Origin of the sequence: Devosia sp., from assembly GCF_041917035.1 — a bacterium.
Taxonomy (GTDB): Bacteria; Pseudomonadota; Alphaproteobacteria; order Rhizobiales; family Devosiaceae; genus Devosia_A.
On the sequence record NZ_JAYRYM010000083.1, the window covers coordinates 1 to 14,472 of the forward strand.

The window sequence follows — 14,472 nt, forward strand, 5'->3', positions numbered from 1 at the left end:
AAGGTCAGCGACATGATCTCGGCCATCTCGCGACCGGAGAAGCGGTCGCGCACCACCGCGGTGGCGATGACGCGCGTGCCGGCAGCGCCCATGCCCTGCACGAAGCGCATCGCGAGAAGGACGGCGAAATTGGGAGCGAACGTCGCGGCGAAGGCGCAGACGACATAGATGGCGAGGCCGGCGAGCAGCGGCGCGCGCCGTCCGAAGCGGTCGGTGAGCGGCCCGAAGGCCAGTTGCGCGATGCCGAAGCCGAGCATGTAGACGCCCACCACGAACTGCCGCTCGTTCTCGTGGCTGACGCCGAGCGCCTCACCCATGTAGGGCAGCGCCGGGAGCATCACGTCGATGGCGAGCGCGTTGAGCGCCATCAGTCCCGCGATGAGGATGATGAACTCGACGCGGGACAGCTCCCGCGCGGGACCGGATGATGTGTTCATGCTGGACTCTGACGGCCGGGAGGCGGCGAGGAGGCCGGACCATGCGCCGGACGCGCGGCTTTGGCAACCCGTCGGGTGGAAATAGTTGCGATGCTAACGTTACGCCGTGGCCCGAGCGGAGAACGACTGGTCGGACCTCTCGCGGATCGGCAGGTGAAGCGCCGCCGAGCCCAGGCCCAGCAGGATGCCGAGGTACCACACGATGCTGTACGAGCCGGTGTGATCGTAGGCGAAGCCGCCCAGCCAGACGCCGAGGAAGGAACCGATCTGGTGGCTGAGAAACGCCACGCCATAGAGCATGCCCATGTAGCGCGCCCCGAAGAACAGGCTGACGAGCCCGGCGGTGAGTGGCACGGTGGAGAGCCAGAGCAGGCCGATCACCGCGGCGAACATGTAGGCGCTGACCTCGGTCACCGGGAACAGGACGAACAGCCCGATGGCGACGGCCCGGCTGAAGTAGATGGTGGCGAGCAGCATCTGCTTGGGCAGCCGGCCGCCGAGGTAACCCGAGAGCAGCGAGCCGGCGATGTTGAACAGCCCGATGATGGCGATCGACCAGCTGCCCGCCTCCGGCGGCAGGCCGCACTGCACGAGGTAAGCGGGCATGTGCACGTTGATGAAGGCGATGTGGAAACCGCACACGAAGAAACCGATCACCAGCAGCCTGTACGAGCCATAGCCCCAGGCCCGGCTCAGCGCCTGCATGAACTTCAGATCGGCGTGGCCAGCCAGGCTCGTGGCCTTGCCGCGAAGGGCGTAGGTCAGGGGGATGACCAGGGCCAGGATCGCAGCGAAGTAGACCAGCGTGGTCTGCCAGCCGAAGGCGCCGATGAACCCCTGGCCGATCGGCGCAAAGGCAAACTGGCCGAACGAGGAGGCGGCCGTCGCGATGCCGAAGATCAGACTGCGCTTCTCCTGCGGGACGTTGCGTCCGAAGGCGGCCATGACGATCGAGAACGAGGAGGTGGCGATGCCCACCCCGACGATCACCCCGGCCGTGAGGTTGAGCAGCGGCCCGGCCTCCGGGAAGGACATGAGGAAAATGCCCAGCCCGTAGATCAGCAGGCCGGCGACGATCACCCTGGCGGTGCCGTAGCGATCGGCGAAGCCTCCGGCGAAGGGCTGTGCGATACCCCAGGCGAGGTTCTGGATGGCCATCGCCATGCCCCAGGCCTCGCGGCCGATCCCGAGGTCGCCCGTCATCGGCAGGGTGAACAGCCCGAGGCTGGTGCGGATGCCGTTGGTCACGGCGGCGACGACGCAGCCGGCGACGATCAGCACCAGGAGCGGCGCGGCGATGGAACGGGAAGCGGCGACGGACGACATTACGGACTCGCGTGGGCGCAACGGGCAGTGCCCGTGTACCTACACTGCCCCGGGACGGGAGCAAAACGCATATCCGTGATGCCAGCCATCACCCGGACTGATCGGGGATCGATGAATGCGGGTCGGTCACGCCGCGAAAGCAGAGAGGGCGCCGCGGGGGCGCCCCGTCCGCACGTGTCGGGCCTGCGGCCTTCAGGCGCTCTGCTTGAGCGCGATGCCCTTGTCGGACAGGTGGCTCTGCAGTTCCCCGGCCTGGAACATCTCGGTGACGATGTCGGCGCCGCCGACGAACTCGCCCTTGATGTAGAGCTGCGGGATGGTCGGCCAGTTCGCGTAGGCCTTGATGCCCTCGCGCAGGTCCTGGTTCTCGAGCACGTTTGCGCTCGAGTAATCGACGCCGAGGTAGTTGAGGATCTGAACCACGCGACCCGAGAAGCCGCACATGGGGAAGTCCGGCGTGCCCTTCATGTAGAGGAACACGTCGTTGCCCTTCACCTGCTCGTCGATCAGCGCGTTGATGTCGCCCATGGGAGTGCCTTTCCTGCTGCCGGACCGCAAGCCGGCCATGCGGTGTAGATAGTCCCGCGCCGCACCGCTGTCGAGGCCATCATCGGCATCAGCCGATGGGTTTGTGGAGCCGCACGCTGGGGAGAACCAGGCCGCCCCGGGTCGGGTGCGCGGTGAACTCGGTGACACGGAAGCCGCAGCGCTCGTAGAAGCTCTGCGACGAGAGCGCGGCGTGCACCCTGGCAACCGGCACCCCGGCCGCCCGCATGCGGTCCTCGGCAAGCCGCATGAGTGCGGAGCCGATGCCGTGGCCGTGCCAGTTCGGATCGACATAGAGGCCGCAGACTTCCTCGGCCACCTGGTCGCAGAAGGCGACCACGCGGCCCTCGGCGGTGACGACGTCGAACCACCCGCCCGGCTCGGCGATGTAGCCCTCGGGCCGGAGGCCCGCGGCCCAGCTGGCGAGCTGCTCGGTCGAATAGAAGCTGGTCGAGGTGGCGAGGATGGCCCGACGGTGCAGGAGCGCCAGGGCTTCGCCGTCGCCGGACTCGAGCGCGCGGACCTGCCAGTTCACCTCAGCCGCTCCGCCACCCACGGGTGGCCGGTCACGTCCTCGAGATCGTCGAATTGAACCGCCTCCCAGCCATGGGCGCGCGCGCCCTTCACCACCTCGTCGCTGTCATCGAAGAAGAGTGGCGGCTCGACCTGCGGGCCGAGGCGGTTGTCGACCCAATCGAAATACGGCTTGTTCGGCTTGATGGCGCCCACGCGGGCGGAGTGGAAGATATCCTCGAAGACCTCGCCGAACCTGAGCTGCTGCCAGAGCCATTGTGCCCGCATATGCTCCTGGTTGGTGGCGATGTAGAGGCGGACTCCGGTGGCTTTCAGCCGGTGGACCACCGCGAGCAGCGGCGCGTTGACGTTGCTGTCACGGCTCAGCCAATAGCCGACGAAGGCCATGGACGGGCCGCGATAGCCGAGCCGGGGCAGGGTGCGGTCGAGCGCCTCGAGCAGCGACATCTGCCCGACGATCACCTTCTTGATGAAGATGTCGTAGATGAACTCGTGCCGGAATCGCTCCGGATCGACGCCCATGTCGGCGAGCATGGTGGCGTCCCACTTCACCTGCTTTTCCGGTTTGGCGTGGTATCCGTGGATGAGCACGCCATCGACATCGAAGAGAACCGCGCGGGTCATCCCTGCTCCTTGAACACGGCCTGCGGCGCGACCGGCTTCAGTGCCTCGATCCATAGCTCGGCTTCGTTCTTGCCGATGCCGGCAACCTGCCATTTCCGCCCGGCCAGGGTGAGGAACAGGCCGCCGCCGAGATGGCCGGCCGTTGCCGAGCCGATGGCGAACAGGGCGAGGATGACCCCGACGACGCCCGCGTTGCTCATGCCGGCCGCCGATACGGACCCGGCGCTCTCGGGGACGAACTCGACTTCGGTGAGCTCGCCGAGCGCATGAACCGCCACCGCGCCGCGGCTACCGACCAGCAGCTTGCCGTGGGCACGGTCGAGCGCCAGTCCCGAGCCATCGTACCAGTTGGCGGTCTCAGGCTCGAGCGTGCGCAGCGCTCGTTCGAAGGCGGCCTTGCCTTCGGCGGTGGACCGGCGCTGTACCGGCAGCCAGATGGCCCAGGGCACGACGAGCAGCGCCAGGCTGGGGACGAGAAATGCCTGATCCTCGAAGAACGAGAAGGCGATGCCCGCGCCGCCCAGTGCCGTGCCGGCAATGGCGAGGACCAGCAGCAGAAAGGCGAGCCCCCGCAACAGCCTCAATCCGGCGCTTTGGTCTGTAGCGCCAGCGAGTGCAGCAACGTGCCCATGTCGGCGCCAAAGGCGGCGTTGACCATCTGGTGCTGCTGCACCCGTGTCTTGCCACGGAACTGTTCGGAGATCACCGTGGCGGCGTAGTGGTCGCCATCTCCGGCGAGATCGCGAATCTCGACCCTGGCGTCGGGGATCGCGGCGACGATGCGTTTCTCGATGTCATGCGCGGCCATGGCCATGGCAGGTCTCCCGGATTCGATGGTCGTCGCAGAGGTATGCGGCGGGAGCGCCCCGAAGGCAAGAAGGGCGCCGGTTGCCCGACGCCCGTCCTATCGGGTGACGCAGAAGCCTACGCGGCCCGGCGCTTCGGCAGCTTCCAGTCGGGTCGCGGGAAGTGGCAGGTATAGCCGTTGGGGTAGCGCACCAGATAGTCCTGGTGCTCGGGCTCGGCCTCCCAGAACGGACCGACCGGCTTCAGTTCAGTGACCACCCGGCCGGGCCACAGGCCAGACGCCTCGACATCCCTGATGGTCTCCTCGGCGATGCGCTTCTGCTCGTCGGAGGTGAAGTAGATGGCCGAGCGGTAGCTCATGCCGATGTCGTTGCCCTGGCGGTTCTTCGTCGTCGGATCGTGGATCTGGAAGAAGAACTCGAGAATGTCGCGGTAGCCGATGCGGGCGGGGTCGAAGATCACCTCGACCGCCTCGGCGTGGGTGCCGTGATTGCGATAGGTTGCGTTGGGGACATCGCCACCGGAGTAGCCGACACGGGTGGAAATCACCCCGTCCTTGTGGCGCAGCAGGTCCTGCATGCCCCAGAAGCAGCCGCCGGCAAGGACTGCACGCTCGGTCGCACTTGTCATGTTGGGGTCTCCTTGTTGGGTCCGTTCCATATACGCATCCGCGTGCTCCGACGTTACACCCGTTCACGCAATCGGCATCACCGGCCGGTCACTGTTCCAGGGGCTGTTCACACTTCGCGACGCCGCCCGATTGGTCTAGGTTGCGCTTCAAGGAGATCGCCATGGACCAGCGCAGTGCGGACGTCCTGCTGACGCCGGCAGAAATGGGCCGCGCCGACCGACTGGCGGTGGCGATGGGCATTCAGTCGTTCAAGCTGATGGAGCACGCCGGCGCCGCCGTCGCCGAGGTGGTGGCCGAGCGATTCCCGGACGGCGACGTGCTGGTGCTCTGCGGGCCCGGCAACAATGGCGGTGACGGGTTCGTGGCGGCAAAGAAGATGCGCGAGGCCGGCCGGCGGGTGCGCGTCGCCCTGTTCGGGACGCGGGAGCGGCTGGCCGGAGATGCCGGCTTCTTCGCCGACCTCTGGGATGCACCGATCGGGGAGGCACGGCCGGAGGAGATCGCCGGGGCAGCAGTGATCGTCGATGCGCTGCTGGGCGCCGGGCTCGACCGCGACATCGACGGCGCACTGGCCGGGATCATCGAGGCGATCAACGGGGCGGGCGTTCCGGTCGTTGCCGTCGACGTGCCGAGCGGCATCGACGGCGCGACCGGGCTGGTGCGCGGCACGGCCGTGACCGCGGACGTGTCGGTCACGTTCTTCCGCCTGAAGCCGGGGCACCTGCTGCTGCCGGGCCGGGCGCGGTGCGGCGAGGTGGTGCTGAGGCAGATCGGCATCCCGGACGGCGTGCTGGCGGACATCCGTTCACATCTGTGGGTCAACGGTCCGGGCCGATGGCGCCTGCCGCGGCCGGACCCGGAGGGGCACAAGTTCACCCGCGGACACTGCGTGGTGTATTCGGGCCCCCCGCTGCAGACCGGGGCCAGCCGGCTGGCGGCGACGGCGGCGCTGAGGAGCGGCGCCGGGCTGGTGACGCTGTCCGGGCCCCATTCGTCGCTGCTCGTCCAGGCCAATCATGTCACGGCGATCATGCTGAAGCCGGTGGACGGTGCGGCGAGCCTCGCGCTGCTGTTGCAGGACCACAAGGTGAAGTCGTTCGTCATCGGGCCGGCGGCCGGGGTGGGCGAGGCGACCAGGGCCAACGTCCTTGCGATCCTCGACGGCGGGCCGGCGACGGTGCTCGACGCCGATGCGCTGACCAGCTTCAGGGACAGCCCGGAGGCGCTGTTCTCGGCGATCAAGACGAAGCCCGAGCGGCCGGTGGTGATGACGCCGCACGAGGGCGAATTCGAGCGGCTGTTCGGCCGGGTGGACGGCTCGAAGGTCGAAAGGGCCCGTGCGGCGGCGCTGCGCTCCGGCGCCGTGGTGGTGCTGAAGGGGGCCGATACGGTGGTGGCGGCGCCCGACGGACGGGCGGCGATCAACGCAAATGCCCCGGCGACACTGGGCACCGCCGGGTCCGGCGACGTGCTGGCGGGGATTGTGGCCGGGCTCATGGCGCAGGGCATGGACGGCCTCGACGCGGCATGCGCCGGAGTGTGGATCCACGGCGAGGCGGCCAACCTGTTCGGCAGGGCGGGTCTGATCGCGGAGGATCTGCTGGGGCTGATACCGGACGTGCTGGCGGAGCTGTCCGGCCCCTAGGCAAGCCGGGCGGGCGGGCGCTACTGCCGCTGCACCTGGACGAACGCCTCGCCATTGAAGGCGAAGTAGAGGTTCAGCACATCGGTCCTCAACTGGAGCACCGACCAGGGGCCGGCATGGGCCGGAGCGATTGCCCAGTTCTCCGGAGCGGCATTGATGAAGGCATCGGCCTCGATCGGGAGCTCGTGCCACCTGGCCGTGCCGCGGTCGAGCCGGTAGAGCCGCGGGATGCAGCCGGCGGAGCCGCAGAAGTAGCTGGCGTCGGCGAAGGCGAAGATTTCGCTGGTGCCGTCTTCGTCGAGGTCCACGAGGGCCACCGAAACGATCTCGTCGTCGTGGAGCGGCTCGCCCCGTTCCTCGCCCATCAGGGTCCGCGCGATGTTGAGAGCCGGACCCGGCTCGCTGGAGAAGGAGAGCGGGCCGGCTTCGGCGCCGATCGTCGGGGCGGCGAGAGCCAGCCCGAGGCAGGCGAGCAGGGCAGGGCGGATCACCATGAGACGTCCAGTCTTTCGAGGCCGTGGAAGTGGTAGATGTTCCTGTACTGGGGCTCGCCGGCGAGCCTCAGTCGCGGCAGCCGCTCGAACAGCGTCTTCATCGCCACCTGCATCTCGAGACGGGCGAGCGGCGCGCCGATGCAGAAGTGGATGCCGGCGCCGAAGCTGAGGTTCTGGCCGTCGGCGCGGAACGGATCGAAGCGGTTGGCGGCCGCGAATTTGCGCGGGTCGCGGTTGGCGGCGGCGAGCATCAGCCCGACGGTCTCGCCCTGCCGGAAACTGCGCCCGCCGGCCAGCGTCACATCCTGCAGCGCATAGCGGGTGAACATGTGGAGCGGTGCATCAAAGCGCAGGCACTCCTCGACGGTGGCCTCGGTCTGGGCATCGTCCGCGAACAGCGCACGCGGATCGAGACCGCTTTCGAGGATGGCCTTGATGCCGTTGCCGGTGGTGTGGACGGTCGCCTCGTGGCCGGCATTGAGCAGCAGGATGGTCGTCGAGATCACCTCCTCCTCGCTCAGCTTCTCGCCGTCGACCTCGGAGGTCAGCATGTGGGTGAGAAGGTCCTCGCGCGGCTGACGCCGGCGCTCGTCCATGGTGCGGCGGACGTAGTCCATGAATTCGATCGAGGCCTGGTTGGCGTCGAGCTCGGTCTCGTAGGTGACGCCGAACATGTACATGGCGACCATGCGGTTGGACCAGCTGACGAGCTGCATGGCCATTTCGGCCGGCAGCCCCAGCATTTCGGCGATGACGATGGCCGGCACGGGCGTTGCGAAGGCGCGCAGCAGCTCGGTGCCGCCATCGGCCTCGAACCCGTCGATCAGCTCATTGGCGAGACGGGCGATCCGGGGGCGCAACTGCTCGACATTGCGCGACACGAAGGCGCGGTTGACGAGTTTGCGCAGCCGCGTGTGCGCCGGCGGCTCGAGGGTCAGGAGCGAGTGCTTCTCGGTGAGGTCGAAGGCCGCGGTGTGCGGCTTGGGCGGCGGCATGCCGAGCGCTTCACGGCTCATCAGGTGCAGGATCTGCCGGCCGAATCGCTTGTCGCGCAGCAGGCCGTTCACCTCGTCGAAGCCGGCGAAGCACCAGTGATCATAGTTCTCCCAGAAGAAGGTGGGCGCTTCGGCGTGCACCGCGTCGTAGAAGCGGTACGGATCGCGGTAGAAGGCGGCCTCGCGAGGTTGCGCAGACGCACGGGAACCGGCGAGGGAGTAGGGGGCGGGGCTGGGCACGTCGCGGACCTTTGGCGGGCAGCTGTCGCAGGCATGCTACAGGGCCAGGGGTGGCGAGGTGAAGCCGTCCGGCCCAAGAAAGCGCTTGCGATGGCGGCAAACTCGGCTAGTCCATAGCGCAGACGACAGACGGAGCACCCGCCGTGAGCGACCTGACGCTGAGCCAAGCGATCGACAACATCTATGCCTCGCTGAAGGCCAACAATGCCGATATCGACGTGCATATCGCGGCGCTGAAGGCGGCGCTGGCGCGGGACGGCGTCAAGGAAGCGGTCTTCGATCCGGCGCGGCTGGCGCAGAACAACCGCCAGGGCCGCAAGACCATGCAGGCGTACTTCAAGAAGCGCGGCGTGGCGGTGACGTTCTCGGCGGGCTAAGTGTCACCGGACGGCGGCCGTTGATCAGCTGCTGCTGAAATTCTCGGGCCATTCGCGCGCCGTGTGCATCACGGCCAGGATCTCGACCTGGTTGGTCACGCGGTACACGACGATGTAGGGCAGATCAGCGAAGACAAATTCGCGGGTATCCTTGGCGCGGCCGCGCCGTCCCACCATTGGATTGACCGACAACGCTTCGTCTGTGCGCGAAGTCAGGGCCAGCGCCACCCGATAGGCAGCGGCAGGACTGTCCTGTGCGATGTAGTCCTCAATCCCTTCGAGGTGGGAAAGCGCCGGTCTGGTCCAGACCACCCGCATCAGGTCGGGCGATACTTGTTCACGACGCGGGCCAAGTCGTCCTGCGAGGCGAATTCCCCTCGTTCGGCGGCTGCGGCGCCTTCCGCCACCTTCTCCAGAAAACGCTCCTGCCATTCCAGCGAATGGCCGTTCTCAAGCGCATCTGCGATGACCTCGGACGGCGACAGGCTCGACCGCGCTGCAATCGCATCGACGCGGGCCTTCAGGGCGTCCGAGATTTCGAGGGTAATCGTCATGCGCGCACTATGCCATTCCTGCTCGCAGCTTGGAACAGGCTCCAGCACACTCGCGGATGGTTCCAGGTCTCCAGGGGGGCGCGGTGGGCCACGCGGTCCGCCGCGCAGTGCCACTCGTCCAGCAGCGCCAACACGTCGCCGGACACGTCCTCAGCAGTCAGCACCAACTGCTCTTCGTCGATTCGGCAGGTCGGGGCATCCCCTTCAGACTTCAGGCTCTCCCGGGCGGCTTTCGGCAGCGTCTTCGGCTTCGGCTCTTGATCGCCTCGATCAAGCTTCCTTCGAAATCGCCCCTAACCATACGGGCAGCTTCCCGCGATCGGTGGCATTGCGCCAATCTGAGCGTATTGCCGGCCGCCACACTGCCGCCTATGTGTCGCTTTACCGCGCGTTAAGCGAGCGTCACCTGCAATCGGCCGGACAACACGGGCTGATTCGAATTCCTTCAAAGGGGCAATCTCCACAAATGAGAGATCCGGTCGAAACCTATATGAACCTCGTGCCGATGGTGGTCGAGCAGACCAATCGCGGCGAACGCTCGTTCGACATCTTCTCCCGTCTGCTGCGCGAGCGCGTGGTGTTCGTGACGGGCGTCGTCGAGGACACGATGGCCTCGCTGATCGTGGCGCAGCTGCTGTTCCTCGAGAGCGAGAACCCCAAGAAGGAGATCAACCTCTACATCAACTCGCCCGGTGGCGTGGTGACGGCGGGGCTCTCGATCTACGACACGATGCAGTTCATCCGCCCGCCGGTGGCGACGCTGGTGATGGGGCAGGCGGCCTCGATGGGCTCGCTGCTGCTCGCCGCCGGCGAGAAGGGGATGCGCGGTTCGCTGCCCAATTCGCGCGTCATGGTGCACCAGCCCTCGGGCGGCTTCCAGGGCCAGGTAACCGACATCCTGATCCATGCCCGCGAGGTGGAGGGGCTGAAGCGGCGCCTCAACCAGATCTACGAGAAGCATACCGGCCGCACCTACGACGAGATCGAGAACGCGCTGGAGCGCGATCGCTTCCTGTCGCCGGAGGAGGCCAAGGAGTTCGGCCTCATCGATCAAGTGTTCGAGAAGCGGGCGGTACCCGATGCATCGTGAGCGTTTTACCCATTAAGGTGAATCCGCTACGGACCCTTGTGTGTGACACTTGTGTGATTGTGTGGGTCCCGGCTGGCCGTTAAGGTCGGTCGGGCTTACATTTTGTTTAGGTCTACCGCGCTAGCGTGATCGCAAAGCGTGGGAAAAGGGAGCCCGAACTCCCGGGAGTGACAGGATGTCCAAGGACACGACCAGCGGCGAATCCTCCAAGAACACGCTCTACTGCTCGTTCTGCGGAAAATCGCAGCACGAGGTCAGGAAGCTCATCGCCGGTCCCACGGTGTTCATCTGCGATGAATGCGTCGAGCTGTGCATGGACATCATCCGCGAGGAGAACAAGACCTCGATGGTGAAGTCCTCGGACGGGGTGCCGACTCCCGCCGAGATCTGCAAGGTGCTGGACGACTACGTCATCGGCCAGTTCCGCGCCAAGCGGGTGCTGAGCGTGGCGGTGCACAACCACTACAAGCGGCTGCACCACGCCACCAAGAACCAGGACATCGAGCTGTCGAAGTCCAACATCCTGTTGATCGGGCCGACCGGTACCGGCAAGACGCTGCTCGCGCAGACCCTGGCTCGTATCCTCGACGTGCCGTTCACCATGGCGGATGCGACGACCCTGACCGAAGCCGGCTATGTCGGCGAGGACGTCGAGAACATCATCCTCAAGCTGCTGCAGGCCGCCGACTACAATGTCGAGAAGGCGCAGCGCGGCATCGTCTACATCGACGAGGTCGACAAGATCTCCCGCAAGTCCGACAACCCCTCGATCACCCGCGACGTCTCGGGCGAGGGCGTGCAGCAGGCGCTGCTCAAGATCATGGAAGGCACCGTCGCCTCCGTGCCGCCGCAGGGCGGGCGCAAGCATCCGCAGCAGGAATTCCTGCAGGTCGACACGACCAATATCCTGTTCATCTGCGGCGGCGCCTTCGCCGGTCTCGAGAAGCTGATCTCGGCTCGCTCGGAGGGCTCGGGCATCGGCTTCGCCGCGGTGGTCAAGGACCCCAAGGACCGGCGTGTCGGCGACCTGCTCAAGGACGTGCAGCCGGAAGACCTCGTCAAGTTCGGGCTGATCCCGGAGTTCATCGGACGCCTGCCGGTGCTGGCGACGCTCGAGGACCTCGACGAGCCGGCGCTGATCCAGATCCTCACCGAGCCCAAGAACGCGCTGGTGCGCCAGTACCAGCGGCTGTTCTCGATGGAAGAAGTCGAACTGACCTTCCACGAGGACGCGCTCAAGGCCATCGCCAAGCACGCCATCGAACGCAAGACCGGTGCGCGCGGCCTGCGCTCGATCATGGAAGGCATCCTGCTCGACACCATGTACGACCTGCCCTCGCTCGAGGGTGTGGAAGAAGTGGTGATCAGCGAGGAAGTGGTGAACGGCAAGGATGCGCGGCCGCTGTACATCTATGCCGAGCGCAAGAAGGAAGAGCTTTCCTCGAGCGCCTGACGCGAGCAGCAGCGGCGCGTGACACAAGACGCCGGGGCCTCGTCCCCGGCGTTGTGCTGTCCGGCCTTCAGGTGCGCGTCAGCAGGTCGGCGATCGAGAGGCGCTGGCGCGGCAGCGTGAAGGGCACGTGCTGGCGCTCGCGCAGGCGGAACACGTCGCCGGAGCGGCTTTCCACCACCGTCAGCCGGTAGAGCTCATAGGGCACGCAGCGCCAGGCGGCGGCCTCGCCGTAGCGAAAGCAGATGTCGGCCTCCTCGAAGCGCCAGCCGCCACTCACCACGCGTGCCTGTCCCGAGTGCCACCGCCAGGCGCGCCCGTCCGCCGCCAGGTACTCTATCCGGGTGCCGTTGGCGGCGCTGAAGCTCAGCTGCGTCCGGTTGCCCATGAGCGGCGCGGCGGGGGCCGCGCCCGCCAGGGCCATGGCGAGGAGAAGGGCAATCGCGATCGTGCGCACGTGGGGCATTCCGGAACGAGGGGTGCCGATCCCAATACAGCATCCGGGTTAAGGAGCAATCCCATCTGCGCTCGTCAGTCCTCGGTCCGGCCGGTGCCCTCGCGGTCGCGAGGATAGCTGTGCCGGACCGGCAGGGGCGGCAGCCAGGGCTCGCGGCGTATCGTCCACAGTTCGTAGGTGGGCACGAACTGGCCGGGCGCGTCGAGTGCGCCGAGGTGAACCTCGATCTCGTCGCCCGAGCGGGAGAACACCGGCGAGCCGCAACGCGGACAGAAGTGCCGCCCGGCAAAGGCGCGGGTCTCGCCGGTGACGGTGACCGCGCTCTCTGGGAAGATCGCAGAGGCATGGAACAGGGCGCCGTGGTGCTTGCGGCAATCGAGGCAGTGGCAGATGCCGACACGGTACGGGGTGCCGCGCGCCACGAAGCGGACCTCGCCGCACAGACATCCCCCGGTCCGCTCCTCCATCCCCGCCTCCGTCGTCGGATCAGTCGCAGCCCTTGGGCAGGTCGAGCCGATAGGTCGTCATGCCCGGGCCATCCGGCGGGATGGCGACGAGATAGACGACGAGATCGCACTGCTGGGTGCGAACCGTCCACTCGCTGGCGCCGTCGTCGCGCGTCCCGGTGTTCTCGATCGAGCGCACCGGCGCCTGGCCCAATGCATCGGCGACCTCCGGGCTGCTCATGATGATGTCGATCCGTTCGGCGGAATCGTAGAAGGGCGACAGCGCGGCGAAGGCCGGAGCGGCGACAAGGCATGCGGCGAGGCTGAGCAGAAGGCGCATCTGGTGGTCCCATGGAGCGGTGGCGGTGGTGTAGCCGGTTGCTGGAACTGGCGAAAGGGCCGGAGGTACGGCCGAATCGACGGACGGGGTCGAGGGCACTAGGCCGGCAGGGCGCGGATCGCATGCCTGACCGTCACCGGTCCGGCGGGGGCGATGGCCAGCGAGGTGCGAACCCCGCGCCGATTGATCGGGTTCGGACCGGCCGAGAGATCGGTGTGGAGGTCGAAGGCCGAAGCCAGCGGCTCGAGGCCGAGACCGCGGAACTGGTGGTTCCACGGCTCCCCGCCGATGCCGCGATCGGTGTGCCAGAACATCAGCGAGGGGAGCAGGGCCCGATCCCAATCCAGTTCCACCGCCACGGCTTCATCGAGCCAGGTGGCCCGGACCGGCCCGGTGACGCCGCAGAGCTGGATGTTCCTGTCGGTGGGCGGGGTCAGCGGCAGGCGGCTCATATCCACGGTGTCCCTGCCGTTGGGGACGGCGTCCAGCCGGGTGAACCCCTGCGGCGAACCGGCAGGCGTCTGCCCGGGGTGGGTGAGCCCGAAAGCGAAGTCCACATCGATCTTCAGCCGGCCGGGCTGGTCGGGGAAGCGGAAATTGGGATGCAGCCCGAGCGATACTTCGGCGGGGCGGCGGGCGAAGACCCGCAGCGTGAAGTCGAGGGCGGGCGCATCGGCGCGCGCGGCAATCGTCCGCTCGAGGTGGGCGACGGGACTGTCGGCAGCATAGTCGAGGCGCAGGGTGACGCTGGCGTCGTCCGCTTTGACGATGGTCCAGTCCGCGTCGGCGGCCGGACCGTGGATGGTGGCCGCCGGGGTGGTGGGGCCGAGCGCCCGCCACTCCCCTGGCGCCTCGGCCGGTAGCACCCGGCCGGTGCCGAACGGCAGGCCGACGAAATCGCCGGACAGCACCCGAAGGTGGCCGGTGATCGACCGGTCGAGGTCCGCGTCGATCCAGGGCGCGCGCGCAAACGGGCGGAACGGGCCGCCGGGCATGCGGAACACGCAGTCGGTGACCGTCGCGGCGGTTTCGACGACGCGTGCCTCGCCATGCGCCCAGCGCAGCCAGTGACTTCTCGACATGCTCTTCTCCCCAACGAATGCGGCTAGATGGCCTTGCCCTGCTCGCCCGCCAGCGCCCTGACGAACTGGATCGCCACGCGTCCCGAGCGGGCACCGCGGGTCATCGACCACTCGACGGCGCGGGCGCGCAGCGTCTCGTCGTCGATATCGATGCCGTACTGGTCGCAGTAGCCGCGGATCATGGCGAGAAAGGTCGGCTGGTCGCAATTGTGGAAGCCGAGCCAGAGCCCGAACCGGTCGCTGAGCGAGACCTTCTCGTCGACGGCCTCGCCGGGGGTGATGGCGGTCGATCGCTCGTTCTCCACCATGTCGCGCGGCATCAGGTGACGCCGGTTCGAGGTGGCGTAGAACAGCACGTTCTCGGGGCGGCCCTCGAGGCCGCCATCGAGGATGGTCT

At 67.4% G+C, this 14,472-nt stretch carries 21 protein-coding genes; 4 read left to right on the forward strand and 17 right to left on the reverse strand.

Annotated elements, in window-relative coordinates; all coding sequences use genetic code 11:
- The 8 genes from ACE3TU_RS10530 to msrA form a co-directional block, all read right to left on the reverse strand.
- On the reverse strand, positions 1 to 437 hold a 437-nt coding region (locus ACE3TU_RS10530; RefSeq protein ID WP_374623763.1), incomplete at its 3' end, for an MFS transporter.
- Positions 438 to 536: 99 nt separating this feature from the next.
- Positions 537 to 1,763 (reverse strand): MFS transporter, encoded by a 1,227-nt coding sequence (locus ACE3TU_RS10535; RefSeq protein ID WP_374623766.1) that lies wholly within the window; start codon positions 1,761 to 1,763, stop codon positions 537 to 539.
- Between the two features lie 192 nt (positions 1,764 to 1,955).
- Positions 1,956 to 2,291 carry a Grx4 family monothiol glutaredoxin gene (gene grxD, locus ACE3TU_RS10540; RefSeq protein WP_374623769.1) on the reverse strand — a complete coding sequence of 112 codons (336 nt, stop codon included), beginning with the start codon at positions 2,289 to 2,291 and terminating at the stop codon, positions 1,956 to 1,958.
- Between the two features lie 88 nt (positions 2,292 to 2,379).
- A complete protein-coding gene (locus tag ACE3TU_RS10545) occupies positions 2,380 to 2,844 on the reverse strand; it encodes a GNAT family N-acetyltransferase (RefSeq protein ID WP_374623772.1) in 465 nt (154 codons plus the stop codon).
- Positions 2,841 to 3,467, reverse strand: a complete 627-nt coding sequence (locus ACE3TU_RS10550) for an HAD family hydrolase (RefSeq protein ID WP_374623775.1) — start codon at positions 3,465 to 3,467, stop codon at positions 2,841 to 2,843. Before ACE3TU_RS10550 ends, ACE3TU_RS10545 begins: the two co-directional genes overlap by 4 nt.
- The gene (locus tag ACE3TU_RS10555) at positions 3,464 to 4,042 is read right to left on the reverse strand and encodes a hypothetical protein (protein ID WP_374623778.1); all 579 of its coding nucleotides are present in this window, start codon (positions 4,040 to 4,042) and stop codon (positions 3,464 to 3,466) included. The genes ACE3TU_RS10550 and ACE3TU_RS10555 overlap by 4 nt, the downstream gene beginning before the upstream one ends.
- A 5-nt stretch (positions 4,043 to 4,047) precedes the next feature.
- Positions 4,048 to 4,281 carry a BolA/IbaG family iron-sulfur metabolism protein gene (locus ACE3TU_RS10560; protein ID WP_374623781.1) on the reverse strand — a complete coding sequence of 78 codons (234 nt, stop codon included), beginning with the start codon at positions 4,279 to 4,281 and terminating at the stop codon, positions 4,048 to 4,050.
- 110 nt (positions 4,282 to 4,391) lie between these two features.
- On the reverse strand, positions 4,392 to 4,904 hold the full coding sequence (gene msrA, locus ACE3TU_RS10565) for a peptide-methionine (S)-S-oxide reductase MsrA (protein WP_374623784.1): 513 nt from the start codon (positions 4,902 to 4,904) through the stop codon (positions 4,392 to 4,394).
- A 161-nt stretch (positions 4,905 to 5,065) separates the two neighbouring features.
- Between msrA and ACE3TU_RS10570 the strand changes: the two genes are divergently transcribed.
- Positions 5,066 to 6,550 (forward strand): NAD(P)H-hydrate dehydratase, encoded by a 1,485-nt coding sequence (locus tag ACE3TU_RS10570; protein WP_374623787.1) that lies wholly within the window; start codon positions 5,066 to 5,068, stop codon positions 6,548 to 6,550.
- Positions 6,551 to 6,570: 20 nt separating this feature from the next.
- On the opposite strand, the gene ACE3TU_RS10575 is transcribed toward ACE3TU_RS10570, so the two are convergent.
- Complete coding sequence (locus tag ACE3TU_RS10575) at positions 6,571 to 7,044, reverse strand: hypothetical protein (RefSeq protein ID WP_374623790.1); 474 nt, start codon at positions 7,042 to 7,044, stop codon at positions 6,571 to 6,573.
- Positions 7,038 to 8,279, reverse strand: coding sequence for a cytochrome P450 (locus tag ACE3TU_RS10580; RefSeq protein WP_374623793.1), 1,242 nt, complete (start codon positions 8,277 to 8,279; stop codon positions 7,038 to 7,040). The genes ACE3TU_RS10575 and ACE3TU_RS10580 overlap by 7 nt, the downstream gene beginning before the upstream one ends.
- 143 nt (positions 8,280 to 8,422) lie before the next feature.
- Between ACE3TU_RS10580 and ACE3TU_RS10585 the strand changes: the two genes are divergently transcribed.
- On the forward strand, positions 8,423 to 8,656 hold the full coding sequence (locus ACE3TU_RS10585) for a hypothetical protein (protein ID WP_374623796.1): 234 nt from the start codon (positions 8,423 to 8,425) through the stop codon (positions 8,654 to 8,656).
- A 24-nt stretch (positions 8,657 to 8,680) separates the two neighbouring features.
- Here the strand turns inward: ACE3TU_RS10585 and ACE3TU_RS10590 are convergent, their stop codons facing one another.
- Together ACE3TU_RS10590 and ACE3TU_RS10595 are read right to left on the reverse strand one after the other, a co-directional pair.
- A complete protein-coding gene (locus tag ACE3TU_RS10590; RefSeq protein ID WP_374623799.1) occupies positions 8,681 to 8,974 on the reverse strand; it encodes a type II toxin-antitoxin system RelE/ParE family toxin in 294 nt (97 codons plus the stop codon).
- On the reverse strand, positions 8,974 to 9,210 hold the full coding sequence (locus ACE3TU_RS10595; protein ID WP_374623802.1) for a CopG family ribbon-helix-helix protein: 237 nt from the start codon (positions 9,208 to 9,210) through the stop codon (positions 8,974 to 8,976). Before ACE3TU_RS10595 ends, ACE3TU_RS10590 begins: the two co-directional genes overlap by 1 nt.
- Positions 9,211 to 9,676: 466 nt before the next feature.
- Between ACE3TU_RS10595 and ACE3TU_RS10600 the strand changes: the two genes are divergently transcribed.
- Both ACE3TU_RS10600 and clpX read left to right on the forward strand, forming a co-directional pair.
- Entirely contained in the window at positions 9,677 to 10,300 is a 624-nt protein-coding gene (locus tag ACE3TU_RS10600; protein WP_374623805.1) for an ATP-dependent Clp protease proteolytic subunit, read from the forward strand.
- A gap of 175 nt (positions 10,301 to 10,475) precedes the next feature.
- Positions 10,476 to 11,753 carry an ATP-dependent Clp protease ATP-binding subunit ClpX gene (gene clpX, locus ACE3TU_RS10605; RefSeq protein WP_374623808.1) on the forward strand — a complete coding sequence of 426 codons (1,278 nt, stop codon included), beginning with the start codon at positions 10,476 to 10,478 and terminating at the stop codon, positions 11,751 to 11,753.
- Between the two features lie 67 nt (positions 11,754 to 11,820).
- Here the strand turns inward: clpX and ACE3TU_RS10610 are convergent, their stop codons facing one another.
- The 5 genes from ACE3TU_RS10610 to ACE3TU_RS10630 form a co-directional block, all read right to left on the reverse strand.
- The gene (locus ACE3TU_RS10610; RefSeq protein ID WP_374623811.1) at positions 11,821 to 12,207 is read right to left on the reverse strand and encodes a hypothetical protein; all 387 of its coding nucleotides are present in this window, start codon (positions 12,205 to 12,207) and stop codon (positions 11,821 to 11,823) included.
- Positions 12,208 to 12,281: 74 nt separating this feature from the next.
- Complete coding sequence (locus ACE3TU_RS10615) at positions 12,282 to 12,674, reverse strand: GFA family protein (RefSeq protein ID WP_374623814.1); 393 nt, start codon at positions 12,672 to 12,674, stop codon at positions 12,282 to 12,284.
- 19 nt (positions 12,675 to 12,693) lie between these two features.
- Positions 12,694 to 12,993 (reverse strand): hypothetical protein, encoded by a 300-nt coding sequence (locus ACE3TU_RS10620; protein WP_374623817.1) that lies wholly within the window; start codon positions 12,991 to 12,993, stop codon positions 12,694 to 12,696.
- A 98-nt stretch (positions 12,994 to 13,091) separates the two neighbouring features.
- Positions 13,092 to 14,075 (reverse strand): hypothetical protein, encoded by a 984-nt coding sequence (locus tag ACE3TU_RS10625; protein ID WP_374623819.1) that lies wholly within the window; start codon positions 14,073 to 14,075, stop codon positions 13,092 to 13,094.
- A 23-nt stretch (positions 14,076 to 14,098) separates the two neighbouring features.
- On the reverse strand, positions 14,099 to 14,472 hold a 374-nt coding region (locus tag ACE3TU_RS10630), incomplete at its 5' end, for a DUF815 domain-containing protein (protein ID WP_374623822.1).